Origin of the sequence: Xanthomonas sp. LMC-A-07, from assembly GCF_030208825.1 — a bacterium.
Lineage (GTDB): Bacteria > Pseudomonadota > Gammaproteobacteria > Xanthomonadales > Xanthomonadaceae > Xanthomonas > Xanthomonas campestris.
In genome coordinates this window covers 23757-44876 of record NZ_JARVTF010000006.1, presented here as the reverse complement: position 1 = coordinate 44876, position 21120 = coordinate 23757, and the positions used below count along the sequence as shown (strand labels likewise).

The 21120-nt window shown below is 66.7% G+C and carries 22 protein-coding genes, 1 other RNA gene and 1 pseudogene; 11 read left to right on the top strand and 13 right to left on the bottom strand.

Annotated features, from left to right (window positions below; translation table 11 throughout):
* Nucleotides 1-12 precede the first annotated feature (12 nt).
* Nucleotides 13-867: a class I SAM-dependent methyltransferase gene (locus QRM89_RS06660; RefSeq protein WP_042597825.1), complete on the bottom strand. Its 855-nt coding sequence runs from the start codon at nt 865-867 to the stop codon at nt 13-15.
* Nucleotides 868-1062: 195 nt separating this feature from the next.
* Between QRM89_RS06660 and QRM89_RS06655 the strand changes: the two genes are divergently transcribed.
* The 4 genes from QRM89_RS06655 (at nt 1063) to QRM89_RS06640 (ending at nt 4505) form a co-directional block, all read left to right on the top strand.
* Complete coding sequence (locus QRM89_RS06655; RefSeq protein WP_285447588.1) at nt 1063-2031, top strand: aldo/keto reductase; 969 nt, start codon at nt 1063-1065, stop codon at nt 2029-2031.
* Nucleotides 2032-2143: 112 nt separating this feature from the next.
* A complete protein-coding gene (locus tag QRM89_RS06650; RefSeq protein ID WP_076038120.1) occupies nt 2144-3172 on the top strand; it encodes an NADP-dependent oxidoreductase in 1029 nt (342 codons plus the stop codon).
* A gap of 67 nt (nt 3173-3239) precedes the next feature.
* Nucleotides 3240-4040 (top strand): 2,5-didehydrogluconate reductase DkgB, encoded by an 801-nt coding sequence (gene dkgB, locus QRM89_RS06645; RefSeq protein WP_285447587.1) that lies wholly within the window; start codon nt 3240-3242, stop codon nt 4038-4040.
* 162 nt (nt 4041-4202) lie between these two features.
* On the top strand, nt 4203-4505 hold the full coding sequence (locus tag QRM89_RS06640) for a hypothetical protein (RefSeq protein ID WP_285447586.1): 303 nt from the start codon (nt 4203-4205) through the stop codon (nt 4503-4505).
* A 179-nt stretch (nt 4506-4684) separates the two neighbouring features.
* On the opposite strand, the gene QRM89_RS06635 is transcribed toward QRM89_RS06640, so the two are convergent.
* On the bottom strand, nt 4685-5101 hold the full coding sequence (locus QRM89_RS06635; protein WP_042597834.1) for a hypothetical protein: 417 nt from the start codon (nt 5099-5101) through the stop codon (nt 4685-4687).
* 448 nt (nt 5102-5549) lie between these two features.
* Nucleotides 5550-5624: non-coding RNA, sX9 sRNA (locus QRM89_RS06630), on the bottom strand.
* Between the two features lie 63 nt (nt 5625-5687).
* Here QRM89_RS06630 and QRM89_RS06625 point away from each other — a divergent pair.
* A pseudogene (locus QRM89_RS06625) lies at nt 5688-6410 on the top strand (DUF2884 family protein); the annotation flags it as partial.
* Between the two features lie 137 nt (nt 6411-6547).
* On the opposite strand, the gene QRM89_RS06620 reads toward QRM89_RS06625, so the two are convergent.
* From QRM89_RS06620 to QRM89_RS06590, 7 genes are all read right to left on the bottom strand, one after another.
* The gene (locus QRM89_RS06620; RefSeq protein WP_285447585.1) at nt 6548-7249 is read right to left on the bottom strand and encodes an alpha/beta fold hydrolase; all 702 of its coding nucleotides are present in this window, start codon (nt 7247-7249) and stop codon (nt 6548-6550) included.
* 249 nt (nt 7250-7498) lie between these two features.
* On the bottom strand, nt 7499-8530 hold the full coding sequence (locus QRM89_RS06615) for an alpha/beta hydrolase (protein ID WP_285447584.1): 1032 nt from the start codon (nt 8528-8530) through the stop codon (nt 7499-7501).
* Between the two features lie 20 nt (nt 8531-8550).
* A complete protein-coding gene (locus QRM89_RS06610) occupies nt 8551-8979 on the bottom strand; it encodes an organic hydroperoxide resistance protein (protein WP_011035519.1) in 429 nt (142 codons plus the stop codon).
* 97 nt (nt 8980-9076) lie between these two features.
* Nucleotides 9077-9538, bottom strand: a complete 462-nt coding sequence (locus QRM89_RS06605; RefSeq protein ID WP_285447583.1) for a MarR family transcriptional regulator — start codon at nt 9536-9538, stop codon at nt 9077-9079.
* A 284-nt stretch (nt 9539-9822) separates the two neighbouring features.
* Nucleotides 9823-10362: a hypothetical protein gene (locus QRM89_RS06600; protein ID WP_225043229.1), complete on the bottom strand. Its 540-nt coding sequence runs from the start codon at nt 10360-10362 to the stop codon at nt 9823-9825.
* Nucleotides 10363-10499: 137 nt separating this feature from the next.
* Nucleotides 10500-11594 carry a cell division protein ZapE gene (gene zapE, locus QRM89_RS06595; protein ID WP_285447582.1) on the bottom strand — a complete coding sequence of 365 codons (1095 nt, stop codon included), beginning with the start codon at nt 11592-11594 and terminating at the stop codon, nt 10500-10502.
* Nucleotides 11595-11673: 79 nt separating this feature from the next.
* Nucleotides 11674-12336, bottom strand: coding sequence for an alpha/beta hydrolase (locus tag QRM89_RS06590; protein ID WP_050911859.1), 663 nt, complete (start codon nt 12334-12336; stop codon nt 11674-11676).
* 66 nt (nt 12337-12402) lie between these two features.
* Here QRM89_RS06590 and QRM89_RS06585 point away from each other — a divergent pair, with 66 nt between their 5' ends.
* Nucleotides 12403-13293 carry an EamA/RhaT family transporter gene (locus QRM89_RS06585; RefSeq protein WP_285447581.1) on the top strand — a complete coding sequence of 297 codons (891 nt, stop codon included), beginning with the start codon at nt 12403-12405 and terminating at the stop codon, nt 13291-13293.
* A gap of 42 nt (nt 13294-13335) precedes the next feature.
* Here QRM89_RS06585 and QRM89_RS06580 read toward each other — a convergent pair whose 3' ends face one another.
* Nucleotides 13336-14661: a GTP-binding protein gene (locus QRM89_RS06580; RefSeq protein ID WP_285447580.1), complete on the bottom strand. Its 1326-nt coding sequence runs from the start codon at nt 14659-14661 to the stop codon at nt 13336-13338.
* Nucleotides 14662-14722: 61 nt separating this feature from the next.
* Here QRM89_RS06580 and QRM89_RS06575 point away from each other — a divergent pair, with 61 nt between their 5' ends.
* Nucleotides 14723-15106 carry a MerC domain-containing protein gene (locus QRM89_RS06575; protein ID WP_285447579.1) on the top strand — a complete coding sequence of 128 codons (384 nt, stop codon included), beginning with the start codon at nt 14723-14725 and terminating at the stop codon, nt 15104-15106.
* 209 nt (nt 15107-15315) lie between these two features.
* On the opposite strand, the gene QRM89_RS06570 is transcribed toward QRM89_RS06575, so the two are convergent.
* Nucleotides 15316-17034: an ExeM/NucH family extracellular endonuclease gene (locus QRM89_RS06570; protein ID WP_285447578.1), complete on the bottom strand. Its 1719-nt coding sequence runs from the start codon at nt 17032-17034 to the stop codon at nt 15316-15318.
* A 194-nt stretch (nt 17035-17228) separates the two neighbouring features.
* Nucleotides 17229-17747 (bottom strand): c-type cytochrome, encoded by a 519-nt coding sequence (locus QRM89_RS06565; protein ID WP_011035509.1) that lies wholly within the window; start codon nt 17745-17747, stop codon nt 17229-17231.
* A gap of 273 nt (nt 17748-18020) precedes the next feature.
* Here QRM89_RS06565 and QRM89_RS06560 point away from each other — a divergent pair, with 273 nt between their 5' ends.
* Genes QRM89_RS06560 through QRM89_RS06545 form a run of 4 tightly spaced genes read left to right on the top strand, consistent with a single transcriptional unit; the run spans nt 18021 to nt 20944 of the window.
* Complete coding sequence (locus QRM89_RS06560; RefSeq protein WP_285447577.1) at nt 18021-18668, top strand: DUF4198 domain-containing protein; 648 nt, start codon at nt 18021-18023, stop codon at nt 18666-18668.
* Nucleotides 18669-18687: 19 nt separating this feature from the next.
* Nucleotides 18688-18999 carry a DUF3649 domain-containing protein gene (locus QRM89_RS06555; protein WP_285447576.1) on the top strand — a complete coding sequence of 104 codons (312 nt, stop codon included), beginning with the start codon at nt 18688-18690 and terminating at the stop codon, nt 18997-18999.
* A complete protein-coding gene (locus QRM89_RS06550; protein WP_285447575.1) occupies nt 18996-20612 on the top strand; it encodes a PepSY-associated TM helix domain-containing protein in 1617 nt (538 codons plus the stop codon). The genes QRM89_RS06555 and QRM89_RS06550 overlap by 4 nt, the downstream gene beginning before the upstream one ends.
* Nucleotides 20609-20944 carry a DUF3325 domain-containing protein gene (locus QRM89_RS06545; RefSeq protein WP_259177353.1) on the top strand — a complete coding sequence of 112 codons (336 nt, stop codon included), beginning with the start codon at nt 20609-20611 and terminating at the stop codon, nt 20942-20944. Before QRM89_RS06550 ends, QRM89_RS06545 begins: the two co-directional genes overlap by 4 nt.
* The last annotated feature ends 176 nt before the right edge of the window (nt 20945-21120 follow it).

Sequence of the window (21120 nt, the reverse complement as noted above, 5' to 3'; positions counted from 1 at the left end):
GCATCGCCGCGGTCAGCGCTTGACGAACTTCAGGGTCATGCGGTCGCTCTCACCGATCGCCTTGTACTTGGCAGCGTCGGCTGCGTCGTGGCTGTTGCTCGGCGGCAATGTCCACACGCCCCCCGGGTAGTCCTTGGTGTCGCGCGGGTTGGCATTGAGCTCGCTCTTGCCGGCCAGGGTGAAGCCGGCCGCCTCGGCCATGGCGATCACCTGCGCCTGGCCCACGTAGCCGCTCTTGTCATCGGCCGGCACATCGGTCTTGGCACGGTGCTCGACCACACCGAGCACGCCGCCGGGCTTGAGCACCTTGTAGAAGCTCTTGAACATCGACTCGGCCTGGCCCGCCATGCGCCAGTTGTGCACGTTGCGGAAGGTCAACACCAGGTCTGCAGAATTGTCCGCACCGAAGCTGGGCGCGGTCGGGTTGTACGCCACCAGGGTGGGCTTGCCGTAGATGTCCGGCTTTGCGGTGAACTTCTTTTCCAAGCCGTCGCGTGCACGCTGCGCGTAGTCGCGGCTGCGCCCTTCCGGCACCGCGGCCGGGTCGACCACCGCACCCACGTACTTGCCCTTTTCGCGCAGGTACGGCGCCAGGATTTCCGAATACCAGCCACCACCGGGGGTGATCTCGATAACGGTCTGGGTGGGCTTGATGCCGAAGAAGGCCAGCGTCTGGCCCGGGTGGCGGTACACGTCGCGCTGCACGTACACGCGGTCGCGCCACGTGCCATCGATAGCGGCCTGCAACGCCGCGTCGGGAGCGGGAAGCGTGGCGGTGTCCGCCGGCTTCATCGCCATCACCAACGGCGCGCTCATCGCCAATGTCACACCTACCACGCATGCACAGGCCAGTTTGTTGCGGATCATCGCAGCGCCCTCCTCCGGGAAAAGTAGCGCGAGCCTAGCATGCAGGCTGCACCGCACCACGCACGCCTGGCGCGGTGTGTTCAATTTCCGTGAGCGCGGCAGCGCGGTGTGCGGAACGCTGAATCCACACCGATGTCACACGCAACAGCACCGGGCATGACTATCCTGTGGCCAGTTCGAAACAGGAGCCCTGTGATGCCCCACTCCCGTGCGCTTGGCCGCTCCGGCCTGCAAGTCCAGCCGATCGTGTTCGGTGGCAACGTGTTTGGCTGGAGCGCCGACGAGGCCACCTCGTTCGCGTTGCTCGACGCCTTCGTCGATGCCGGCTTCAACATGATCGATACCGCCGACGCGTACTCCGGTTGGGTGCCCGGCAATCGTGGTGGTGAATCGGAAACCATCATCGGCCGCTGGCTGGCGCGCAGCGGCAAACGCGACAAGGTGCTGATCGCCACCAAGGTCGCCAAGTGGAGCGAACACCCGGGCCTGTCGCCGGACAACATCGCAGCGGCGGTGGAAGATTCGCTGTCGCGCCTGCAGACCGATGTGATCGATCTGTACCAGGCACACGAAGACGACGAATCGATTCCGCTGGAAGCCACGCTGGCAGCATTCGGCCGCCTGATCGAACAGGGCAAGGTGCGTGCGATCGGCGCCTCCAACTACACGGCCGCGCGCCTGCGCGATGCGCTGGATGTGTCGGCGCAATACAACCTGCCGCGCTATGAAAGCCTGCAGCCCGAATACAACCTCTACGACCGCGCCGGCTTCGAAGACGAGCTGGAACCGCTGGTGCAGGAACGCGGCCTGGGCGTGATCAGTTACTACTCGCTGGCCAGCGGTTTTCTCACCGGCAAGTACCGCAGCGCCAATGACGCCGGCAAGAGCAGCGCGCGTGGCGCCTCGGTGGTGAAGCAATACGTCAACCCGCGTGGCTTGCGCATCCTGCAGGCGCTGGACGATCTGGCCGCCACCCACACAGCAACACCTGCACAAATTGCCCTGGCGTGGTTGATCGCGCGCCCCAGTGTCACCGCCCCGATCGTCAGCGCCACCAGCGTGACCCAGTTGCAGGACGTGCTGGCGGCCGGGCAGATATCGCTCAGCGATGCGCAGATCGCGCAGCTCGACGAGGCCAGCGCAGCGGAACCGGCCGGCGCCTGATCCGCATCAGCCACTGCGCCACCGCGCTCGCCATTCACTCACCTCGCGCAGCCGCACCGCGGCTGTGCCCCCACGACCGCGCCTGGCGCGGTCCCTTCCGCGAGGAACTCGCATGACATCGCTCACCAACCGCCGCATCGTGCTGGCCTCACGCCCGCACGGCGAACCCGGCACCGACAACTTCCGCATCGAAGACGCCCCGGTACCGCCAACCGGGCACAACCAGATCCTGGTCCGCAATCGCTTTTTGTCACTGGACCCGTACATGCGCGGTCGCATGGACGAAGGCCCCTCGTACGCCGCGCCGGTCGCCATCGATGCGGTCATGGAAGGCGGCACCGTGGGCGAGGTGCTGGAATCGAACCATCCCGATTACCACCCAGGCGAGCTGCTGGTGCTGGGCGGCGGCTGGCAGACCCACACCGTGCTGGAGCCCACCGCGCCGCTGCGCAAGCTGCCCAAGGACGATGCGCTGCCGTTGAGCACCGCGCTCGGTGTGTACGGCATGCCCGGCTTCACCGCCTATGCCGGCCTGCACGAGATCGGCAAGCCGCAAGCCGGCGAAACCCTGGTGGTGGCGGCGGCCAGCGGGCCGGTCGGTGCCACCGTGGCCCAGCTGGCGCGCCTGCAAGGGCTGCGTGTGGTGGCCATCGCAGGTGGCGAAGAAAAAGTCCGCTACCTGCGCGACACACTGCGTGTCGACGTGGCACTGGATCACCGCGCCGAGGATTTTGCCGCGCAACTACGCGCCGCCACGCCGGACGGCATCGACGTCTATTTCGAAAACGTCGGCGGCAAGGTGTTCGATGCGGTGGTGCCGCAGCTCAACGATTTCGCGCGCATCCCGGTGTGCGGCGTGGTGGCCACCTACAACAGCCGCGGCCAGGTCGCGCCCGGCCCGGATCGGCTGCCTGATTTCATCGGCCAGGTGCTGCGCAAGCGCCTGACCGTGCGCGGCTTTATCCAGCACGATTTCATCCGCCTGATGCCGGCGTTTTTACGCGAAATGGGCCAGTGGCTGCGCGAGGACAAGATCCAGTACCGCGAGCACGTGCTGCACGGCCTGGATAGCGCACCACAAGGGCTGATCAGCCTGCTGCGCGGCGAAAACTTCGGCAAGGCCGTGGTCGCACTCGACTGAGTCGCGCTGCCATACCTGCATCCGTATCACTGCCTCAATTACTACATCCCAACACGCAAGGAACCTCATGACTGTCCCCGCATTTGGCCTCGGTACGTTTCGCCTCAAGGACCAGGTTGTCATCGACTCGGTGCGCAACGCGCTGGCGCTGGGGTATCGCGCCATCGATACCGCACAGATCTACGACAACGAAGCGCAGGTTGGCCAGGCCATTGCCGATGCCGGCCCGCGCGAGCAGCTGTTTGTGACCACCAAGATCTGGGTGGACCGGTTCAGCCGCGACACGCTGCAGCCCAGCCTGCAGGAAAGCCTGCGCAAGCTCGGCACCGATTATGTCGACCTCACCCTGATCCACTGGCCCTCGCCCAAGGACCAGGTGCCGATGCGCGAGTATCTGGAGGCGCTGGCCGATGCCAAGGCGCAGGGGCTGACCCGCGCGATCGGCGTCTCCAACTTCACCATTGCGCTAATTCGCCAGGCAATCGAGATCCTCGGCGCCGATGCGATCGCCACCAACCAGATCGAAGTGCATCCGTACCTGCAGAACCGCACGCTGATCGCGTTCCTGCGCGAGCACGGCATCCATGTCACCTCGTACATGACCCTGGCCGTGGGCGAAGTGCTCAAGGATCCGGTGATCCAGGCGATCGCCAAGCGCCACGACGCCACGCCGGCGCAGGTCACGCTGGCCTGGGCGCTGCAGCAGGGCTATTCGGTAATTCCGTCCTCGACCAAGCGGGCGAATCTGGAAAGCAACCTCAAGGCGCAGAGCCTGCACCTGAGTGAGCAGGACATGGCCGAGATCGCCACGCTGGACCGTGGCGAACGCCTGGCCAACCCGAAAGCGATTGCGCCCGACTGGGACTGAGCCTGACTGCGACACACGCGATGGTTTGCATCCGCACCGGCACGCCGCCGGTGCGGGTTTTGCGGCACTGCTGCACCGCTCGTCGCCATGCGCTGGCTGCGCGGCCAAGGCGCTGCTAGGGTGCAAAAACAGGGGGGTAGTCTCGACCACGGAGTCCTACCCATGCACACCGCATCTGTTTCGACCCAGCGCGTCTTCAATGTCGACGCCGAGATTTCCTACTGGCGCGGCATCCACGCCGAAGGGCATCTGGGCGGCTATGACTTCGCCGATTACGTACGCGTGCTCACGCTCGGCTACGACATCTACCTGGCCTACCCGCGCGCCACCGAGGCGCAGCTGTATCGGGTCCTTCAGGACGGCTACTACCGGTATCAACCCACGTTATCGGTGCCCTGGGATCAGGCGCGCTGGATCGTGCGGCAGGCATGGCGGCATATGGAAGACGCCGCGGTGCGTCACTAGGCGCATTGCGCGCATCACTCACCTCAAGCGTGTTGCGCTTGGACGTTGCAGGGTGCGCTAGTGCGCAGGCTGCGCACTGCGTTGTGCCCTAACGGCTTGCGCGTGCGTTTGACGCGCCAACATGCGTAGTGCCTTGAATACAGCTGTCGGCGCAGCGCGCCGACCGTTACTGCTGCGAATCAATTCAACTGGCTGATCGCCATTGCCTGGCGATCGATGCGGTGCTTTTCGGCCAGCGCCTGCATGCCTTGCAGCGTGGAAGCGATCAGGCTGGCGTAGCGCAGCCGCCACAGGTTGGCGCGGTCGGCGTCGTCCTGGGTGCTGCCCAGGCCATCGAGCACCTGCGGCAGGCGGCGGTCGGCCAGTGCCGACGGCGCCAGGTAGGGCTTCGCGGGTGCGATCACATCCACCGGTGCGCGCCAGTCATTGGCCACGTGCCGTGCGATGCCGGCCAGATGCGAGAGCTGGTGCATGCCGATCAGCGTCTCATGCAGCATTTCGCGGCAGGCCCATTGCCAAAGCGCCACCTTCTCCGATGGGTCCTGGGCGATCTCGGTCAGTGCCAGGTCAACCTTTTCGATGCGTGAGTCGAGCATTGCGGGGCTCCGATGCTGCTGTGCAACATAATTCACACCATACGCCGTGAGATTCCAGTGATCCAGTCGTTTGCGCGACGTCATGACGCAGATGCTCGACCCGGTTCACGCTTTAGAGCAGCTGACAAAACATGGCGGGCGTTATCGGTGCAGGCGGCGCGGAGGAACGGGTCCATGCGGGTCCAGGCGCGGCCGCGCCCGCCTGGCGGCTGCCCGGTCGCCTTGATCGTTGGTCTCACCCCACCGTTGGCCGGGCCTCCTGTCGGCACCCTGACTTTCTGGCCATGGCGCGGCGGCGCCCACTGCCCGATGCTGCAATCCCCGACACGGAAGCGCGTCCGATGCGTCCCAGCGTTTTCCTGCTCCCGCTGCTGTGGCTGGTGGCCTGCGCCGCGCAGGCAGACACGCCCAAGCCGCAGCTATCGGCCCAGCAGTGCGGCATCAGAGCGGCTAACAAAACGTAGCGAGCAGTCGTCAGGTGGGTGCGGACGGCGCGGAGGAACCGGAGTGTAAGTGGGTACATGCCGATTCCGAGCACCGGCCGCGCCCGCCTGACGGCTGCGCAGTAGTTTTGATAACTGCTCTTAGCACCTCCTACGACGTGTTGGCCGATACCGGCGGCATCTGGCTGCGCCGCAAACAGGGCGCACCGCGGGAGATCTTTTTCCATGGTGGCGAACTGAATGTGGACCACCGGCCGCAGCCGGTCAGCGATGCCGATGCGCAGCGCCTGCGCGCGCTGGAGCACGGCACCCGGGCCTTGATGCCGGCGATCACCGCCATTGCGCGCTCGGTGGTGGACCTGAGCTTCGATGCGCTCGGTGGCGTGGTGCAGATGCTCACCGGCAGTGCCCGCCAGGCACGCAAGGTCGAGCGCCTGCGCGGCACCGCGCTGGCCCAGGTGGAGGACACCCTGGGGCGCGGGCGCTGGGAGCAGGAACTATTCGATGCGCGGTTCGAAGCCAGCGTGGAGCACGCCGCCGAAGCGCTGGCCGGCAGCCTCACTCGCAGCGTGCTGTGGACCGTGGTCACCGGCCGCACCGACGCATTGGAACGGCGTAGCGCCCAGTTGGACGCCCGCATGGATCAGCAGTTACGCGCACGCAGTGAGGTGCTGGAAGCCCAGGCAAAGGCGCTGTGCACCCAGGTGCAGGCGCTGTACGCACTGCAACAGGCGCTGGACTACCGCTTCGACGGCAAGCCATTGCAGCTGCTGGAAGTGACGCGGCCGGAGACGCCGCACACTCTGCCGCCGGGCCAGGACGACGCACCCGCTAGCAGCAGCGTGATCGCTGCGGCCGGGCACTGACAGGCGCGTGGTTCGGCACGGCACGCGCACCGGCTGATATCTTCGATGGCTTGATCCGCGCAGCGACACTGACAGCGCTCCTGCCTGTTGCAGCGAGCCCCGCGTGCGGTAGCACGTGCGGGCACACGCCTCCGCACTCAGGCAAGCAGCCACGCACGCAATGCAGCCGTCACCGCCTGCGGTTGTTCCAGCGGCGACAGATGCCCGCACTCGGGCACCTGCACCAGTTGCGCGTGCGGTGCCAGCGCTGCCATTTCCTCATGCAGCGCCAGCGGGGTGATGACATCGTCCTGCCCGCACAGCACCAGCACCGGACGCGTGTAGGCACGCAACAGCGCGCGTCCGTCCTCGCGCTCCAGCCGGTTCTGACGCAGGAACACCTCCACGCCCAGGCGCTGGGTCATGTCACGCACGCGTGCCAGCAGCGCCGCATCCTGCCAGCGCGAGGGATGCACGTACTGCCGCATCAGCCGCTCGCCAAAGCCGACGAAGGTGCTGCCCGCACGCACGCTGGCTTCCTGCGCGCGGCGTTGCGCGGCCCGCTCGGGAGAATCGGCACGCGCCGAGGTGTCCAGCAAGGCCAGTCGCTCCACTCGCTCGGGTGCGATCCGCAGGAGTTCCTGCGCCACGTAGCCACCCAAAGAGAAGCCTGCCAGGGCGAACTGTGGTGGCATCTGTGCGAGCAGCTGCGTGGCCAGCGCAGACAGGCTGTCACCGTGAGTGAGATCGCCGACCACGCAGTCGGCCACATCGGCCAGGTCTGCGCGTTGCGCATGCCATAACTCGGCATCGTTGAGCAGGCCGGGCAGCAGCAATAGCGTGGGACGATCGGTGGTCATCTGCGTGCCGCGCCGCACAGGGCGAATGCAGAGATGCAAGAACCGGGTTGGCGTGCGAGTGCGGCAGTCATTGCATCAGTGTGCCGCGAGTCTGTGTGCGCCTGCCAGCACACGGCCGACGTGGAGGCATACCGTGCGCAGTGTGTTCACCGGCACGCAGAGGATGGGTGATGCGCAGACACCAGGATGCAGCACGCCCACTGCAGCTGCAGCGGGCGTGTGTTCCTGACAGTCCAGCAACACCTGTGCTTAGTTGGCCAGGTGCTGCTGCAACGCGTCGCCGGCCTGACGGATCGCGGTACGGACGGCCGGCACATCGCTGAGTGCGTTGAGCAAGCCGTAGTCGTGAATCAGGCCGTTGTAGCGGGTCACGGTCACCTCCACGCCGGCCTGGTCGAGCTTGCGGCCGTAGGCTTCGCCTTCGTCGCGCAAGACATCCAGTTCGGCGGTCTGGATCAAGGTCGGCGGCAAGCCCTTGAGCTGTTCTACGCTGGCCTGCAATGGCGAGGCGTAGATCTCGCGGCGCTGCGCCGGGTCGGTGGTGTAACTGTCCCAGAACCAGCGCATCATGTTGCGGCTGAGGAAATAACCCTGCTGAAACTGCTGGTAAGAGCCGTTATCGAACGCGGCATCGGTCACCGGCCATAGAAGCACTTCATAGCGGATGGCCGGGATGCCCGCCGCCTTGGCCTGCAGGGCGACCGAGGCCGCCATGTTGCCGCCGACGCTGTTGCCCACCAGCGCCAACCGCGTGCCGTCCACGCCGATCTCGGCACCGTGCGCAGCCACCCATTTGGTCGCGGCATAGGCCTGGTGGATCGCCACCGGATAGCGCGCCTCCGGCGAAGGGCTGTAGTCCACATACACCGCTGCCGCACCCGAGGCCCGCACCAGATCGCGGATCAACCGCTCATGGGTGGGGAAATCGCCCAGCACCCAACCGCCGCCGTGGAAAAACATGAACACCGGCAACGTCTTGCCGGCACTGCCCGGCGGCTTGACCACCACCAGCCCGAGCGGCTTGCCATCGACGGTGATCGTCTTGCGGGTCACCTCGGCGGCCGGCAGGGTTGCGCCAGCCTGCGCGTCCACCAGCACCTTGCGGGCCTGCTGCGGGGTGAGTTGCTCCATCGGCTTGCCGCCGGCGGAGTTGAGGACGTCCAGGAAGGCCTGGACTTTCGGGGAAGCGGCCGGTGCGGCAGGACCGGTCGGCGCGGCAAGCGCGCCGCCGATTGCCGACGCCAACGTGCCCAGCAGCAGCAACGATGCGTAGCGTTTCATGGGGGATATCCGGGAAAGGATCAGGCCAGCGTCAGGGTGACGTCGATGTTGCCGCGGGTGGCATTGGAGTACGGGCACACCTGGTGGGCCTTGTCGACCAGCGCCTGCAGCTCGGCCGGCTCCATTCCCGGCACGGCGATCTTCAGCTCCACCGCGATACCGAAACCGCCTGGAATCTGGCCGATACCGACGCTGCCGTCGATGCTGATCTCGCCCGGCAACTTGAGCTTGTCCTGCGCAGCCACGGCTTTCATCGCGCCGATGAAGCAGGCCGAATAACCAGCTGCGAACAGCTGCTCCGGGTTGGTGCCATCGCCGCCGGCGCCGCCGAGCTCACGCGGGGTGGAGAGCTTGACGTCCAGGGCGCTGTCGGACGACACGGCGCGGCCTTCGCGGCCACCGGTGGCAGTGGCGTGGGCGGTGTAGAGGACTTTTTCGGGTGAGGCCATGGTGGTTCTCCTGAGTGAGCGCGGATTGCGCATTGAATAGCGAGTTATTAAATCGTGCACTACATGTTGGGCAGCGCAATGAAATCACGTGGCTCGGTTAGGCGGCGCCCAGGCTGGTGCGCAGCTTTTCCAGTTCCTGCTTGAGCTGACGCAGTTCCTGCAGCGAACAGGCCGACGCGCAGAACACCTGTTCCGGCACCGCGCCCGCCTTGCTGCGCAGCGCGCGGCCGGCATCGGTAAGCCCGATGATCACTTGGCGCTCATCGTGCGCGGCCCGGGTCCGGGTCAGCAGACCGGCGCTTTCCAGCCGCTTGAGCAGCGGGGTCAGCGTGGCCGAATCCAGGTACAGCCGCTCGCCGATCTCCGACACGCTGCGGCCATCGTTTTCCCACAACACCAGCATCACCAGGTACTGCGGATAGGTCAGGTCCAGATCCTTCAGCAGCCCGCGGTAGAGCTTGTGCATCGCCAGGTTGGCCGAATACAGCGCGAAGCAGAGCTGGTTGTCCAGCTGCAGCAGGGCGTTGGTGCGATCGGTGGTGGGCGTTGCGGTGTCCATGGGCTGCAATTTACATAGCGTGCTATTTAATTGCAAGCGATTTTTCTGGATGAAGGATTCGGCTGGTCGCAGCTACTGGGGTGTGGCTGCAAGCGAACTGGACCTGTGTCTGTGTTCGGGAAAACTCGGGGCTGTGGATCGGGGCACACATCGGCACCACCCTGCCCTCCGTCATCCGGTGGCCGTGCGTCGGCGCACCTGCGTCTTTCGCAGGATGCCAGCGCGGATGGCTATCACCGCATTAGTGGCGCAGCGCTAGCCCGAGTGCCCGGGCTTGGCTGGGCTCAGGTGAACTGGATGAAGAAATACCCAGCCGTATCGCCTTCGCGCAGTACTTTCGCGCGCTGTTCCGCAAACAGGTAACCCGTCCCATCGGCGAAGAGGCCATCGTAGGCCGGATCCTGCTGACGCAGGTCCGACTCGACGAACTGGGCAAGGAAGTAATGACGCGGATGCTCGTGGATGGGATCTTGCAGCCAGCACGGGCGACCCAGCTGCTTGCTCATGCCCGCACCGTTGTCGGCGTCTTCGGCCTCTTCCTCAGCATCGCGTTCGTCGAAGGGCTGCAGTCCCACAAAATGCCGCGGGAGCATCACCGTGTCGCGCACCAGTTCGCGCGCGGCACGTCGGTGCAACACCACCTTGCTGTGGCCAGCATCGATTTTTTCGAGCTCGCTCTGCTGGTGGATGGTGAACGTGCGCAGCGCTGTCCGGTTGTACGCGTCGCCTTCGCGGCCCAGCGCCGCGAAGACCGTCACAGCCATGTCGTCGGCCAACCAGACGCTGGGCAGGAACAGATCGGTCAGCATGACGATCGGCGTCATGGGCCGGCCGGTCGATGGATCGCTGGGCCACAACGCTGCATCGCTCAACCACGCGCCACCGCCAAACTGGCCCAGCCCGCAGTCATCTTCGCTGACGCAGATCGTGTGGCGACCCGGCGCAGGGCGCATATGCGCACTCATGCGCGATGCGCGGTTGCCAGATATTCGGCGCTCTGCATTTCGATCAGGCGCGAGGCGGTGCGCTCGAATGCGCCGGCCAGGCGCTGGCCGCTGTACAACGCCGGCGGTGCGTCCTGCGCGGTGCAGACCAGATTGACGTGGCGGTCGTACAACTCGTCGATCAGGTTGACGAAGCGGCGGGCGGCGTCTTCGTTCATGCGGTCGAAATGCGGGATGCCGCCCAACAGCACGGTGGTGAATTCGCGGGCGATCTCGATGTAGTCGGCCGGCCCGCGCGGGCCTTCGCACAACGCGGCAAAATCGAACCAGGCGATGCTCTTGCCACGCGCACGCACGGCGATCTTGCGCGCTTCGATCTCGATGTTGCCGCTGCGCGCCTCGGCATTGCCGCTCAACTCCGCCCAGCGCTGCGCCAGCCAGCCATCGGCCTGCGCATCCAGCGGCGCGCGGTACACCGGCGACCGCGTCAGCGCCCGCATGCGGTAGTCCTCGGTGCCCTCGGCGTAGAGCTCCACGCAGAACTTCTGCAGCAAGCTGATCGCCGGCAGGAAGCTGTCGCGCTGCAAGCCGTTGGCGTACAGGTTTTCCGGTGCGGTGTTGGAGGTGGTCACCAACGTCACGCCTTCGGCGAACAGGCGCTCGAGCAGGCGCGCCAACAGCATCGCGTCCCCAATGTCGGTGACGAAGAATTCGTCCAGCACCAGCACGCGCAGGTTCTCGCGCCATTCCTGGGCAATCTTGGCCAGCGGGTCGCTCTGCCCGGCATGCTCGCGCAGGCGCTCATGCACGCCGCGCATGAAACGATGGAAGTGGGTGCGGTACTTCTGCTTGATCGGCAGGCCGTCGTAGAACAGGTCGACCAGGAAGGTCTTGCCGCGCCCCACGCCGCCCCAGAAATACAGCCCGCGCACCGGTTCGGGTTTTTTCCAGAACGCCGACAGCCGATCCAGCCAGCCCTCCTGCGCACTGTCCACCAGTGCTTCGTGGATCCGGTCCAGCTCGGCCAGGGCCGCCTGCTGCGCAGGATCGGCACGCCAGTCGCCACGTTGTACGCCGGCGGCGTAGCGCTGCGACGGGGTCATCTCACTCATCGTGTTTCTCCGCGGGCCGGCCGTGGCCGGCGCCGTTCAACGGCGCATCGTCTGGCAATGCGCCTGCAAGCTGTCGCACTCAGGGCGTGGCCGGTAGCCAGCGCCGCACACCGTGCTGAAGCGCACCGCGCAGGTCGATCAATTTGCGGTGGAAGAAGTGGCTCGTATCGGGCATGCGCACCAGCGTGGGCTGCTGGTCCAGCGTCTCCAGCCAGTCATAGACCGCCTGCGGGTCGACGATCTCGTCGGCATCGCCCTGGATCACCAGCCAGTGCGCTGGCGGCTGCACGTCGCTGAAATCCCAGCGCCCGGCCGGCGGCGCGATCGAAATCAGCACCTGCGGTTCGAGCGCGGCGGCCGCACGCAGCGAGACATACGCGCCGAAGCTGAAACCGGCCAGCCACAGCGTGTCGGTCGGGCGTTGTGCACGCACCCACTCGGCAACGGCGCGCAGATCGTCCTGCTCGCCATCGCCGTGATCGAAGCTGCCGGCCGAGGTGCCGACGCTGCGGAAATTAAAGCGCACCACGGTGATGCCAAGCTCGCGCAGCGCGCGCGTGGCCATGGTCACGACCTTGTTGTGCATGCTGCCGCCCTCGGTGGAGAGCGGGTGACAGACGATGGCGGTGACCGGCTGCGCGGTGACGTCCGGCTCGGCCAGGTCGACTGCCACATCGAGCGGGCCGACCGGCCCGTCGAGCGTCAACGTCGAAGATTCGGTGGGGAATGGGGGATTGGACATACGGTCATAATAGCCGCCCCGCCGGCCGCGTTCATCGCCCTGCCTGCACAGATCGTTGTGTTGCCCATGCATTTTTTGTTGTTTGCCGTTGTCTGCAGTGTGCTGGTGTCGGTGCTGCTGAAGCTTGCGCCACGCCGCCAGATCGACGTGTTTCAGGCCATCACCTGGAACTACGCCACCGCCAGCGCGTTGGCCGTTGCCATCCTCAAACCGTCCTTTGCCAGCCTCACCGCCGCGCACACACCGTGGCTGGCATTGCTGGGCCTGGCGGTCGCGTTGCCGGGCATTTTTCTGGTGCTGGCACGCTCGGTGCGTGTGGCTGGCATCGTGCGCACCGACGTGGCGCAGCGGCTGTCGCTGCTGTTGTCGCTGGCGGCGGCGTTTACCGTGTTCGGCGAACGCGCCGGTGGCTGGAAGCTGGCCGGATTGGGCGTGGGCCTGTTGGCGATCGTCGCCATCGTGCAGCGGCCGCGGGCAGGCGCTGCTGTGGTGAGCGGCAGCGTTGATGCACCCGCAGCGCGCAGCTGGCCGTGGCTGCTCGGTGTCTGGGCGGGCTTTGCGGTGATCGACATCCTGCTCAAATCGCTGGCACTGTCGGGCACGCCGTCGCTGACGGCCTTGACGGTGTGCTTTGCGCTGGCGTTCGTGTTGCTGCTGTGCGTGCAATGCGTACGCCTGCGCCGCGGCTATCGTCTGCAGCTGCGCAATCTCGCCGCAGGCGTGCTGCTGGGCGTACTCAACTTCGGCAACATCCTGTTTTACGTGCGCGCGCACCAGACGCTGCCGCACAGCCCGGCGACCGTCTTCGCCAGCATGAATATCGGCGTGGTGGCATTGGGTGCACTGGTAGGCATCGTGGTCTTCGGCGAACGCACCACGCGCTGGAACCGCCTGGGCCTGGCGATGGCGGTGCTGGCCATCGCACTGATTGCCTGGGGCTCGCGCTCGGCGTTATAGCCGCGGTGCGACAGCGCAGCTCGCACGCGTTGTGCGTGGGCGTCACCGCTCCCAATGCGGGAACGGATCGTCCAGCAACTGCCAGTGTGCCGGGCCCTGGCGCAGTTCCTGGTCGCTCAACAGGCAGGCATCGAGTGCGGCACGTGTGCGCGGGGCATCCATCTCCACACCGATGACCGCCAGTTCCTGCCGGCGATCGCCCCACAGCGGGTGCCACAGCCGCTGCATCGCGGCGTATTCGCTGGCATCGCCCACTTCGTGCAGCTGCGGCAGCGGTGCGCTCCAGCAGGTGGTCTGCTGACGTTGCCAGCCGATGTCGGTGTACGGCAGCGGCGTGATCGGGATCTGCGGTGCCTCACCGATGATCTGCGCATCCACACGATGGCGCGCGGCGAACCAGAAGCCCGCAGCCATGGTCTGGGTCGCACCGCCGACGCTGGACAATTCGCCCACCCAGTCCATGCGGCTGGCCAGCCAGAAGAAACCCTTGCTGCGGATCACCCGCGGCAGGCCGTCCTGCACCATGCGTGCGAAGCGCTGCGGGTGGAACGGCCGGCGCGCACGATAGACGAAACTGGTGATGCCATATTCCTCGGTCTCCGGCGTGTGTTGGCCGCGCAACTCCTGCATCCAGCCCGGTGCCAGCTGCGCGCGGGTGAAGTCGAAGCGCCCGGTGTCCAGCAGCTGCCCCAGCGGCACCTCGCCATGCGCGGCATCGACGATCGCCGCATCGCGATTGAGCGCACGTAACACGGCATGCAGGCGGTGCAGACGCGGCGTGTCGATTTGATCGCACTTGCTGATCACCAACACGTCGGCGAACTCCACCTGGTCGCCGAGCAGTTGCACCAGCCCGCGCGTATCGTCCGGGCCGGCCTGCTGGCCGAGCTCGGCCAGCGTGGCTGCAGAGCCGAAATCCTCGAGAAAACGGCTGCCGTCCACCACCGTCACCATGGTGTCGAGCCGGGCGATATCCGACAGGCTGAAACCGTCGGCATCGCGCACCGCAAAGGTGGCCGCCACCGGCATTGGCTCGGCGATGCCGGTGGATTCGATCAATAGATAGTCGTAGCGGCGCTCGCTGGCCAGGCGCTTCACTTCCTGCAGCAGGTCGTCGCGCAGCGTGCAGCAGATGCAGCCATTGCTGAATTCCACCAGCGTCTCGTCGGTGCGCCGCAGCGCCGCCCCACCCTCGCGCAACAGCTGCGCATCGATGTTGATCTCGCTCATGTCGTTGACGATTACCGCCACACGCAGCCCCTCGCGGTTGTGCAGGATGCGGTTGAGCAAAGTGGTCTTGCCGGCGCCCAGGAAGCCGGACAACACGGTGACGGGCAGGCGCGAATCGCGGGGAGCGAGGACAGGCATGGCGAACTCTCGTGGCTAGAAATGTTACTGTATAACACTTCGCCATTTCAGAGAACGATCGATGCGCGCCTCTGCGTCTGCGCTGGACACCTCGGCCATTGCCCTGTCCAGCCTGTGCCTGCTGCACTGCCTGGCCCTGCCGCTGCTGGCGGCGGCGCTGCCGCTGTTGGGGCGCTGGGAGCAAGCCGAATGGGTGCATGTGGTCTTCGCCACCGCCGCGGTGCCGCTCAGTGGCTACGCGCTCTGGAGCAGCCATCGCCGCCACCGGTTGCCGGCGCCGGTCTGGGGGCTGGCGGTGTTCGGGCTGGCCGGGCTGGTGCTGGGCGCCAGCGGGCTATTGGCCACCGCGCTGGAAACGCCGGTCACGGTCGCCGGCAGCCTGCTGCTGGCCGGCGCCCACCTAGTCAACCTGCGCTTGCGCCGTCATGTGCATTGCGCCCGCTAGGCGCGGCACGCCCTGGGCGATCGGCTCGCTGCGGCTCGGCAAGGCCGGGCCGGCGATACCCCGCTCCCCGCCCGCATACGCAGGTCCACTGGGCAAGCCTGCACGCGTGCCGGCCGCGGCGCACCGCCGGCTGGCCTAACCCAGCCGGCGGGTGATCGGCCAGCGTTTGCGATCAGCAGCGCGCGCTGCTGCCGCGCGTGGAAGTGCGCTCAGAGCGCGAATCCCAAGAGCACCGGGTCGTGGTCGGAGCTGCGCCACGGGCCTGGCAGGTTGCGCTTGGCATAGCCGGCATCGTCCATCGCGTCGGCGTTGATGTGCCATTCCGCTGCGCCACGCAGCTGCTTGGCCATCGCCGGACTCAGCAGGGCGTGGTCCAAGCGGCCGCTCATGCCGTCGTAGACGTAGCTGTAAGGCTGCTTCACGCCGACCACGGCAAAGGCGTCCTGCCAGCCGCTGGCGCGCAGGCTGCGCATCGGCGTTTCCATCGCATAGGCGTTGAAGTCGCCCAGCAACACGGCCAGCTTGGTCTGCGCGCCGGTGGGGTCGCTCTGCAGCCACTGGTGCAGGCGCTTGGCCGACTCGGTGCGGGTGGCATTCCAGCAGGCCTGGCCGTCGTGCTGATCGGCATCGGCGCCACTGGCGGTGCCGCAGCCCTTGGACTTGAAGTGGTTGGCCACCACCACGAAGGTCGCACCGCGGCTGCTGCGGAACGCTTGCGCCAATGGCACCCGGCTATGGCTGTCGAACGGCCCGCCGGTCAGCGTGGCCGGTTTGCCGACCGGGGTGACCTGGGTGCTGCGGTACACGATGCCGACGCGGATCGCGTCATCGCCCGGGCCGCTGCCGCTGTCCACGAAACGCCAATCTTTGTCCTTGCCGGCGGCGTTGAGCGCAGCCACCAGCTGCGCCACGGCGGTGTCGCCGTCGTTGCCGTCGTTTTCCAGTTCCATCAGCGCGGCCACATCGGCCTGCAGCGGCACGATGGTGGCCACCAGCTTGGCCAGCTGCGCCTGGAACTGTTCGTGCGTGCGCGCCCCGCGCTTGGTCGGGAAGCCGCCGCCGCGCCCGTTGCCGTTGAAGAAGTTCTCCAGGTTGAACGAGGCGATGCGCAGATCGCCGCCCACCTGCGGTGCCACCGGCGCAGGCAGTGCGGGCAGCGTCAGCGGCGCCAGCACCTGGATGCGGTACTGGCCGTCGTAGCGCTGATCGACAATGCCATCGACCTGCCTGAGCAGGCTGCCCACACGTAAGTTCGCCTCAGCCGGCAGGTAGGACACGGCCTTTGGCGTGCGGCCGTTGCGCGCGTCGTCCAGCAACACCCGGCGGCGCGCGTTGTCGGCTTCGGTCTGCGCGAAGGCCGGCGTGCCGGCCGCGGCCACTTCGCTGGGCTGCCACAACCGGCCACCGAAGGCGGCGATCAGCTCGCCGTTGCTGGCCAGGCGGTCGCTGCCATTGAGCGTGACCGCGGCCAGGCGCACGTGCTCGCCTTCCAGTGCTTCCCAGTTGGCGGGCGGCCCGCTGAGCATGCGCACCGGCACCGGCTGATTGCTGGCCAGCACCTCGAGCGTGGTGGCCTGCAGCGTGGTCAGGCTGGCGTCGCCGCCGGCACCGACCTCGCGCACCGTGCCCACGATCCGCACGCGGTCGCCTACCGCCACCTGCGCCTCGCCGGCGCCGGTCACGAACACCCCGTGCGAGCGCCGCGGCTCGGTGCCGGGCTGTTGCACGAACAGGCCCGCCAGACCCACGCGCGTATCGGCGGTGACGATGCCTTCCACCTCGACCAGGCGGCCGTCGAACGGGCTGCGGGTGTCCTCGCCCTGCACGTCGGCAATGGTCAGGCGTTGCGGCGCGCCTTCGGCGGCGCGGCACAACACGGGCGCCAACAGGCCGATCAGGCCCAGCACGACAAGCGGACAACGCAGCATCGAGACACTCCACACGTTCAAGGGAAGACAAACACAAACGCCGCCAGGACGGCGGCGCAGGCAGGACAACGGCAGTTGCAGTGAGCCAGCCATCGCTGCGGGCGGATACCGCCGCAGCGAATGTTACGCACCCGCTGTCGTTAGCCCAAGCATGCAAAGCGCGATGACACGTGGCGCTTTGGCGCGGAAAGCCCCTATTTCAGGTTGGACAGCATCCAGTCCACGGTGGCGCGCACTTGTTCTTCGGTGAGCGCGGGGTTGCCGCCCTTGGCCGGCATGATGCCGCCATCCGGGCCGGTATAGCCCTCGATCGCGTGCTTGTAGAGCGTGTCCTTGCCCTGCGCAATCCGCGCGTCCCAATGCGAGTGGTCCAGCGTCGGCGCCTTGCCCACGCCGGTGGTGTGGCAGGCGGTGCACAGGTTGTCGAAGATGGTCTTGCCGTCGGTGCTGCCGCCGTAGGCCGATTGCGACGAGGCCTTGGCCAGTGCCGCAGCCTGGGCGGCGGCCTGCGCCGCGGCGCCGGTGGTGCCTGCATAGACCGCGCCGGCCGGCGCAATGCGTTGCTGCAGGCGCTTGGCGGCTGTGGGCGACACTTCATCGGGGACCGCACGTTGCAGATAGGCCGCCAGGGCGATCAAGCCCAGAGTGATCACTACCAGCAAGCCAATCACCATCGAGAATTTTTTCAGGAACTCGAGGTCGTAATTCCGCACGCGCTCACCCCTGGCTGTTGGTCGAAGACCTCTGCTAGCGCCGGAGTATAGAGCACAGTTCGCGCCGCTCTGCGCGCCCGGCGTCGCGCTCTGTGCAACACCCCTTGCAATGACTGGGCACGCGTTGCATCCAAGGTTGCGACACGCTCGCGGCCGCTCGAAAAATGCCGCAGCGCCGCATGTGCATTGGTCTCGGTTCCGGGAATTGCGTATCATTCCCATCCACCGATGGCGCGGTTAGCGCGCTCACTCCCGCGTTCAACGAGGTGTCCGATGAAATCCTTCCTGCTGTCCTGCCTGGCCGTGGCCAGCCTCAGCCTGTCCTCTGCACAGGCTCACGAGATCTGGATCGAACGCGACGGCAACGGCCCGGTCCGCATCTATTTCGGTGAGCCGGCGCAGGAAACCCTCGACCACGGCCAGGACGAAATCAAGCGCGTGGTCAAGCCGACCGTGTTCGGCGCCGCCGGCAAGGCCGGTGCCCTGCAGCGCGGCAGCGAATACCTGACCGCGCCGCTGTCCGGCGCCGGCGATGCCTGGCTGAAGGACGATGCGGTGTTCGAACCTTGGAAGGGCGAAGGCGAGACCTTCGAGACGGTGAGTTACTACGCGCGCGCCGGCCGCAGCAGCACCAGCGCCAAGCTCGACTTCGAGCTGGTCCCAACCACCGCCAACGGCAAGACGTTCACGGTGATGTATCGGAACAAGCCGCTGCCCAAGGCCGAGGTCACCCTGATCGACCCGCAGAAGTGGCAGAAGACGCTGACCTCCGATGCACAGGGCCAGGTGACGCTGCCAACACTGCGTGCGGGCCGCCAGATCATGGTGGTGACCAACAAGGAGCCGGTGAAGCGTGAGATCGCCGGCAAGCCGGTGTCGGTGGTGCACCACATCACCACGCTGACCTTCCTGGCCGAGTAAGCCGGCCACCGTCCTGCGCATGTCCATGGCTTCGCCCCTGCCCGCTCCCTGGTTCAAGCGCCCCTGGCTGGGTGTGCTTGGGCGCAGCGTGGCCGCGATCGGCGGTGGCTATGCGCTGGCCAGCGCGACCAACCTGCTGCTCGCCGTGGTGCTGCCGATGCCGCGCAGCGAGGCGGTGCTGACCAGCATGCTGGTGGGCATCGTGGTGTGTGCCTGCGCGCCGCTGTGGGCGTTTGCCACTGCCAGCGTGCTGCGCGCCTGGGTCGGCATCGGCGTGCCGGCCGCGGCCATGTTCGCAACCGCTGCGTGGCTGCAACGGGGCGCGGCATGAAGCAGGGGTTTCGCCAATCGATGGCATGGCTGCACACCTGGACCGGGCTGCTGGTGGGCTGGGTGTTGCTGCTGATCTTCATGGGCGGCACCGCGAGTTATTACCGCGACGAACTCAGCCGCTGGATGCGCCCGGAACTGCCCACCACCACGGTCAGCAGCGCGGTGGCAATGCGCAGCGCCGAGCGCTATCTGCAAACGCACGCGGCCGATGCGCAAAGCTGGAACATCACGCTGCCGGATGCGCGTACGCCGGTGGTGACCATGTATTGGCAGAATCCCGCGCCGCCGCCGGGCAAGACGCTCAGCCGGCGCGAGCTGTATGGCAACGCCATCATCGACCCGGCCACCGGCAACCCGATCAGCGCGCGCGACACGCTGGGCGGGGATTTCTTCTACCGGCTGCATTTCGACCTGCATTACCTGCCGGTGGTGTGGGCGCGTTACATCGTCGGCTTCTGCGCGATGTTCATGCTGGTGGCGATCATCAGCGGCGTGATCACCCACAAAAAGATCTTCAAGGATTTCTTTACGTTCCGCCCGGGCAAAGGCCTGCGTTCGTGGCTGGATTTTCATAACGTCAGCGCGGTGACCGCGTTGCCATACCACGCGATGATCACCTACACCGGCATCGTGACCTTGATGTTCATGTATCTGCCGTGGGGCATCAAGGCGCAGTACCCCGACAACGAAATGCGGTTCTACGAAGAGTCCGCCAACCGCGTCGCAGACACGCGCACCGCGGCAGGCACGCCGGCGCGCATGCGGCCGCTGGAGGAGTTTGTGGCGCGCGCGCGCAGCGACTGGCGTGGGGGCGATGTGGGCACGGTGGCGGTATCGCTGCCCAACGATGCGCATGCGGCGGTGGGTGTAACCCAGCGGGCGGACGACCTGTCCAACGATGCGCCGTCCATCCTCTATGACGCCGTCAGCGGGCAACGCCTGCAGTACAGCGGTGCGCCCGGCGGCGCCAGTCAGACCCGCGGGGTGATGGTGGGCCTGCATATCGCCCATTTCGCCGGTGGCTGGATGCGCGCGCTGTTCTTCGGTTCCGGCCTGCTTGGCTGCCTGATGGTGGCCAGCGGCGTGGTGATGTGGGCCGTGAAAGAACGCCCCAAGCATGCCAAGGCTGGACGCATCGGGTTCGGGCTGCGCCTGGTGGACGCGCTCAACATCGGCACGGTGGCCGGCCTGCCGATCGCGTTCGCCGCGTTTTTCTGGGCCAACCGGCTGGTGCCGGTGGCGCTGGAAGCGCGTGCAGCGATGGAAGCACATCTGTTCTTCGCCGCCTGGGGTGGCGCCTTGCTCGCCGCCTTCGTGTGGCCGCGGCGTGCGATGTGGAGCTGGCAGCTGTACCTGGGCGCAGGCTTGTTCGCGCTGGTGCCGCTGCTCAACGCGCTGACCACCGACCTGCACCTCGGCGTGACCGTGCCGGCAGGCCAATGGGCATTGGCCGGCGTGGATCTGGTGTGCCTGAGCCTGGGCGTGTGCCTTGGCATCGCGGGCTGGCGCCTGCAGCACTGGAAGGCGCCGCAGTCCGCCGCGGCACGCAAGGCCCGCGCGCAAGCCGCGCCTGCGCCGCAAAACGCCTTGCCGGTACAGGAAGGCGCATGAGCGTAGTGCTGTTGCTGGCCTTGAATTTTTCCGGCTTCGCGGCCTTGTGCCTGGCGATGGAAAAACACCAGCACGAGGTGCGTGGGCGTGCGCTGGGCATCACCCGCTCACGTCAGTTGCGCGCGCTGGGATGGCTGCTGTTGCTGGTCACCTTTGCGCTGGCGGTGTCGGCGCAAGGCTGGGGCATCGGCAGCGTACTCTGGCTGGGCACGCTGAGCGCAGGCGCGGCGGTGTTGTCGCTGTGGTTGCTGCCGTACCGGCGCGGCCTGATCTTGCCGGCAGCCATTGCTGCACCTGTCGTCGCCGGGATGGCGTTCGCGCTGCTGCACTGACGCGTGGCGCTGCTGCAGACGGCGGCGCAGCGGTTGCGAAAGCCTGAGTGACTTCGAATGGCACAGGCGTCACGGCCATGGCGATCGTGCAGGCCACACCTTGGCCGGGTAAAGGCGCGTAGTGGTTAGGCCATGGCGCTGTGCATGCAGTGCCGCGTCTCAGCGCAACGTCGCCG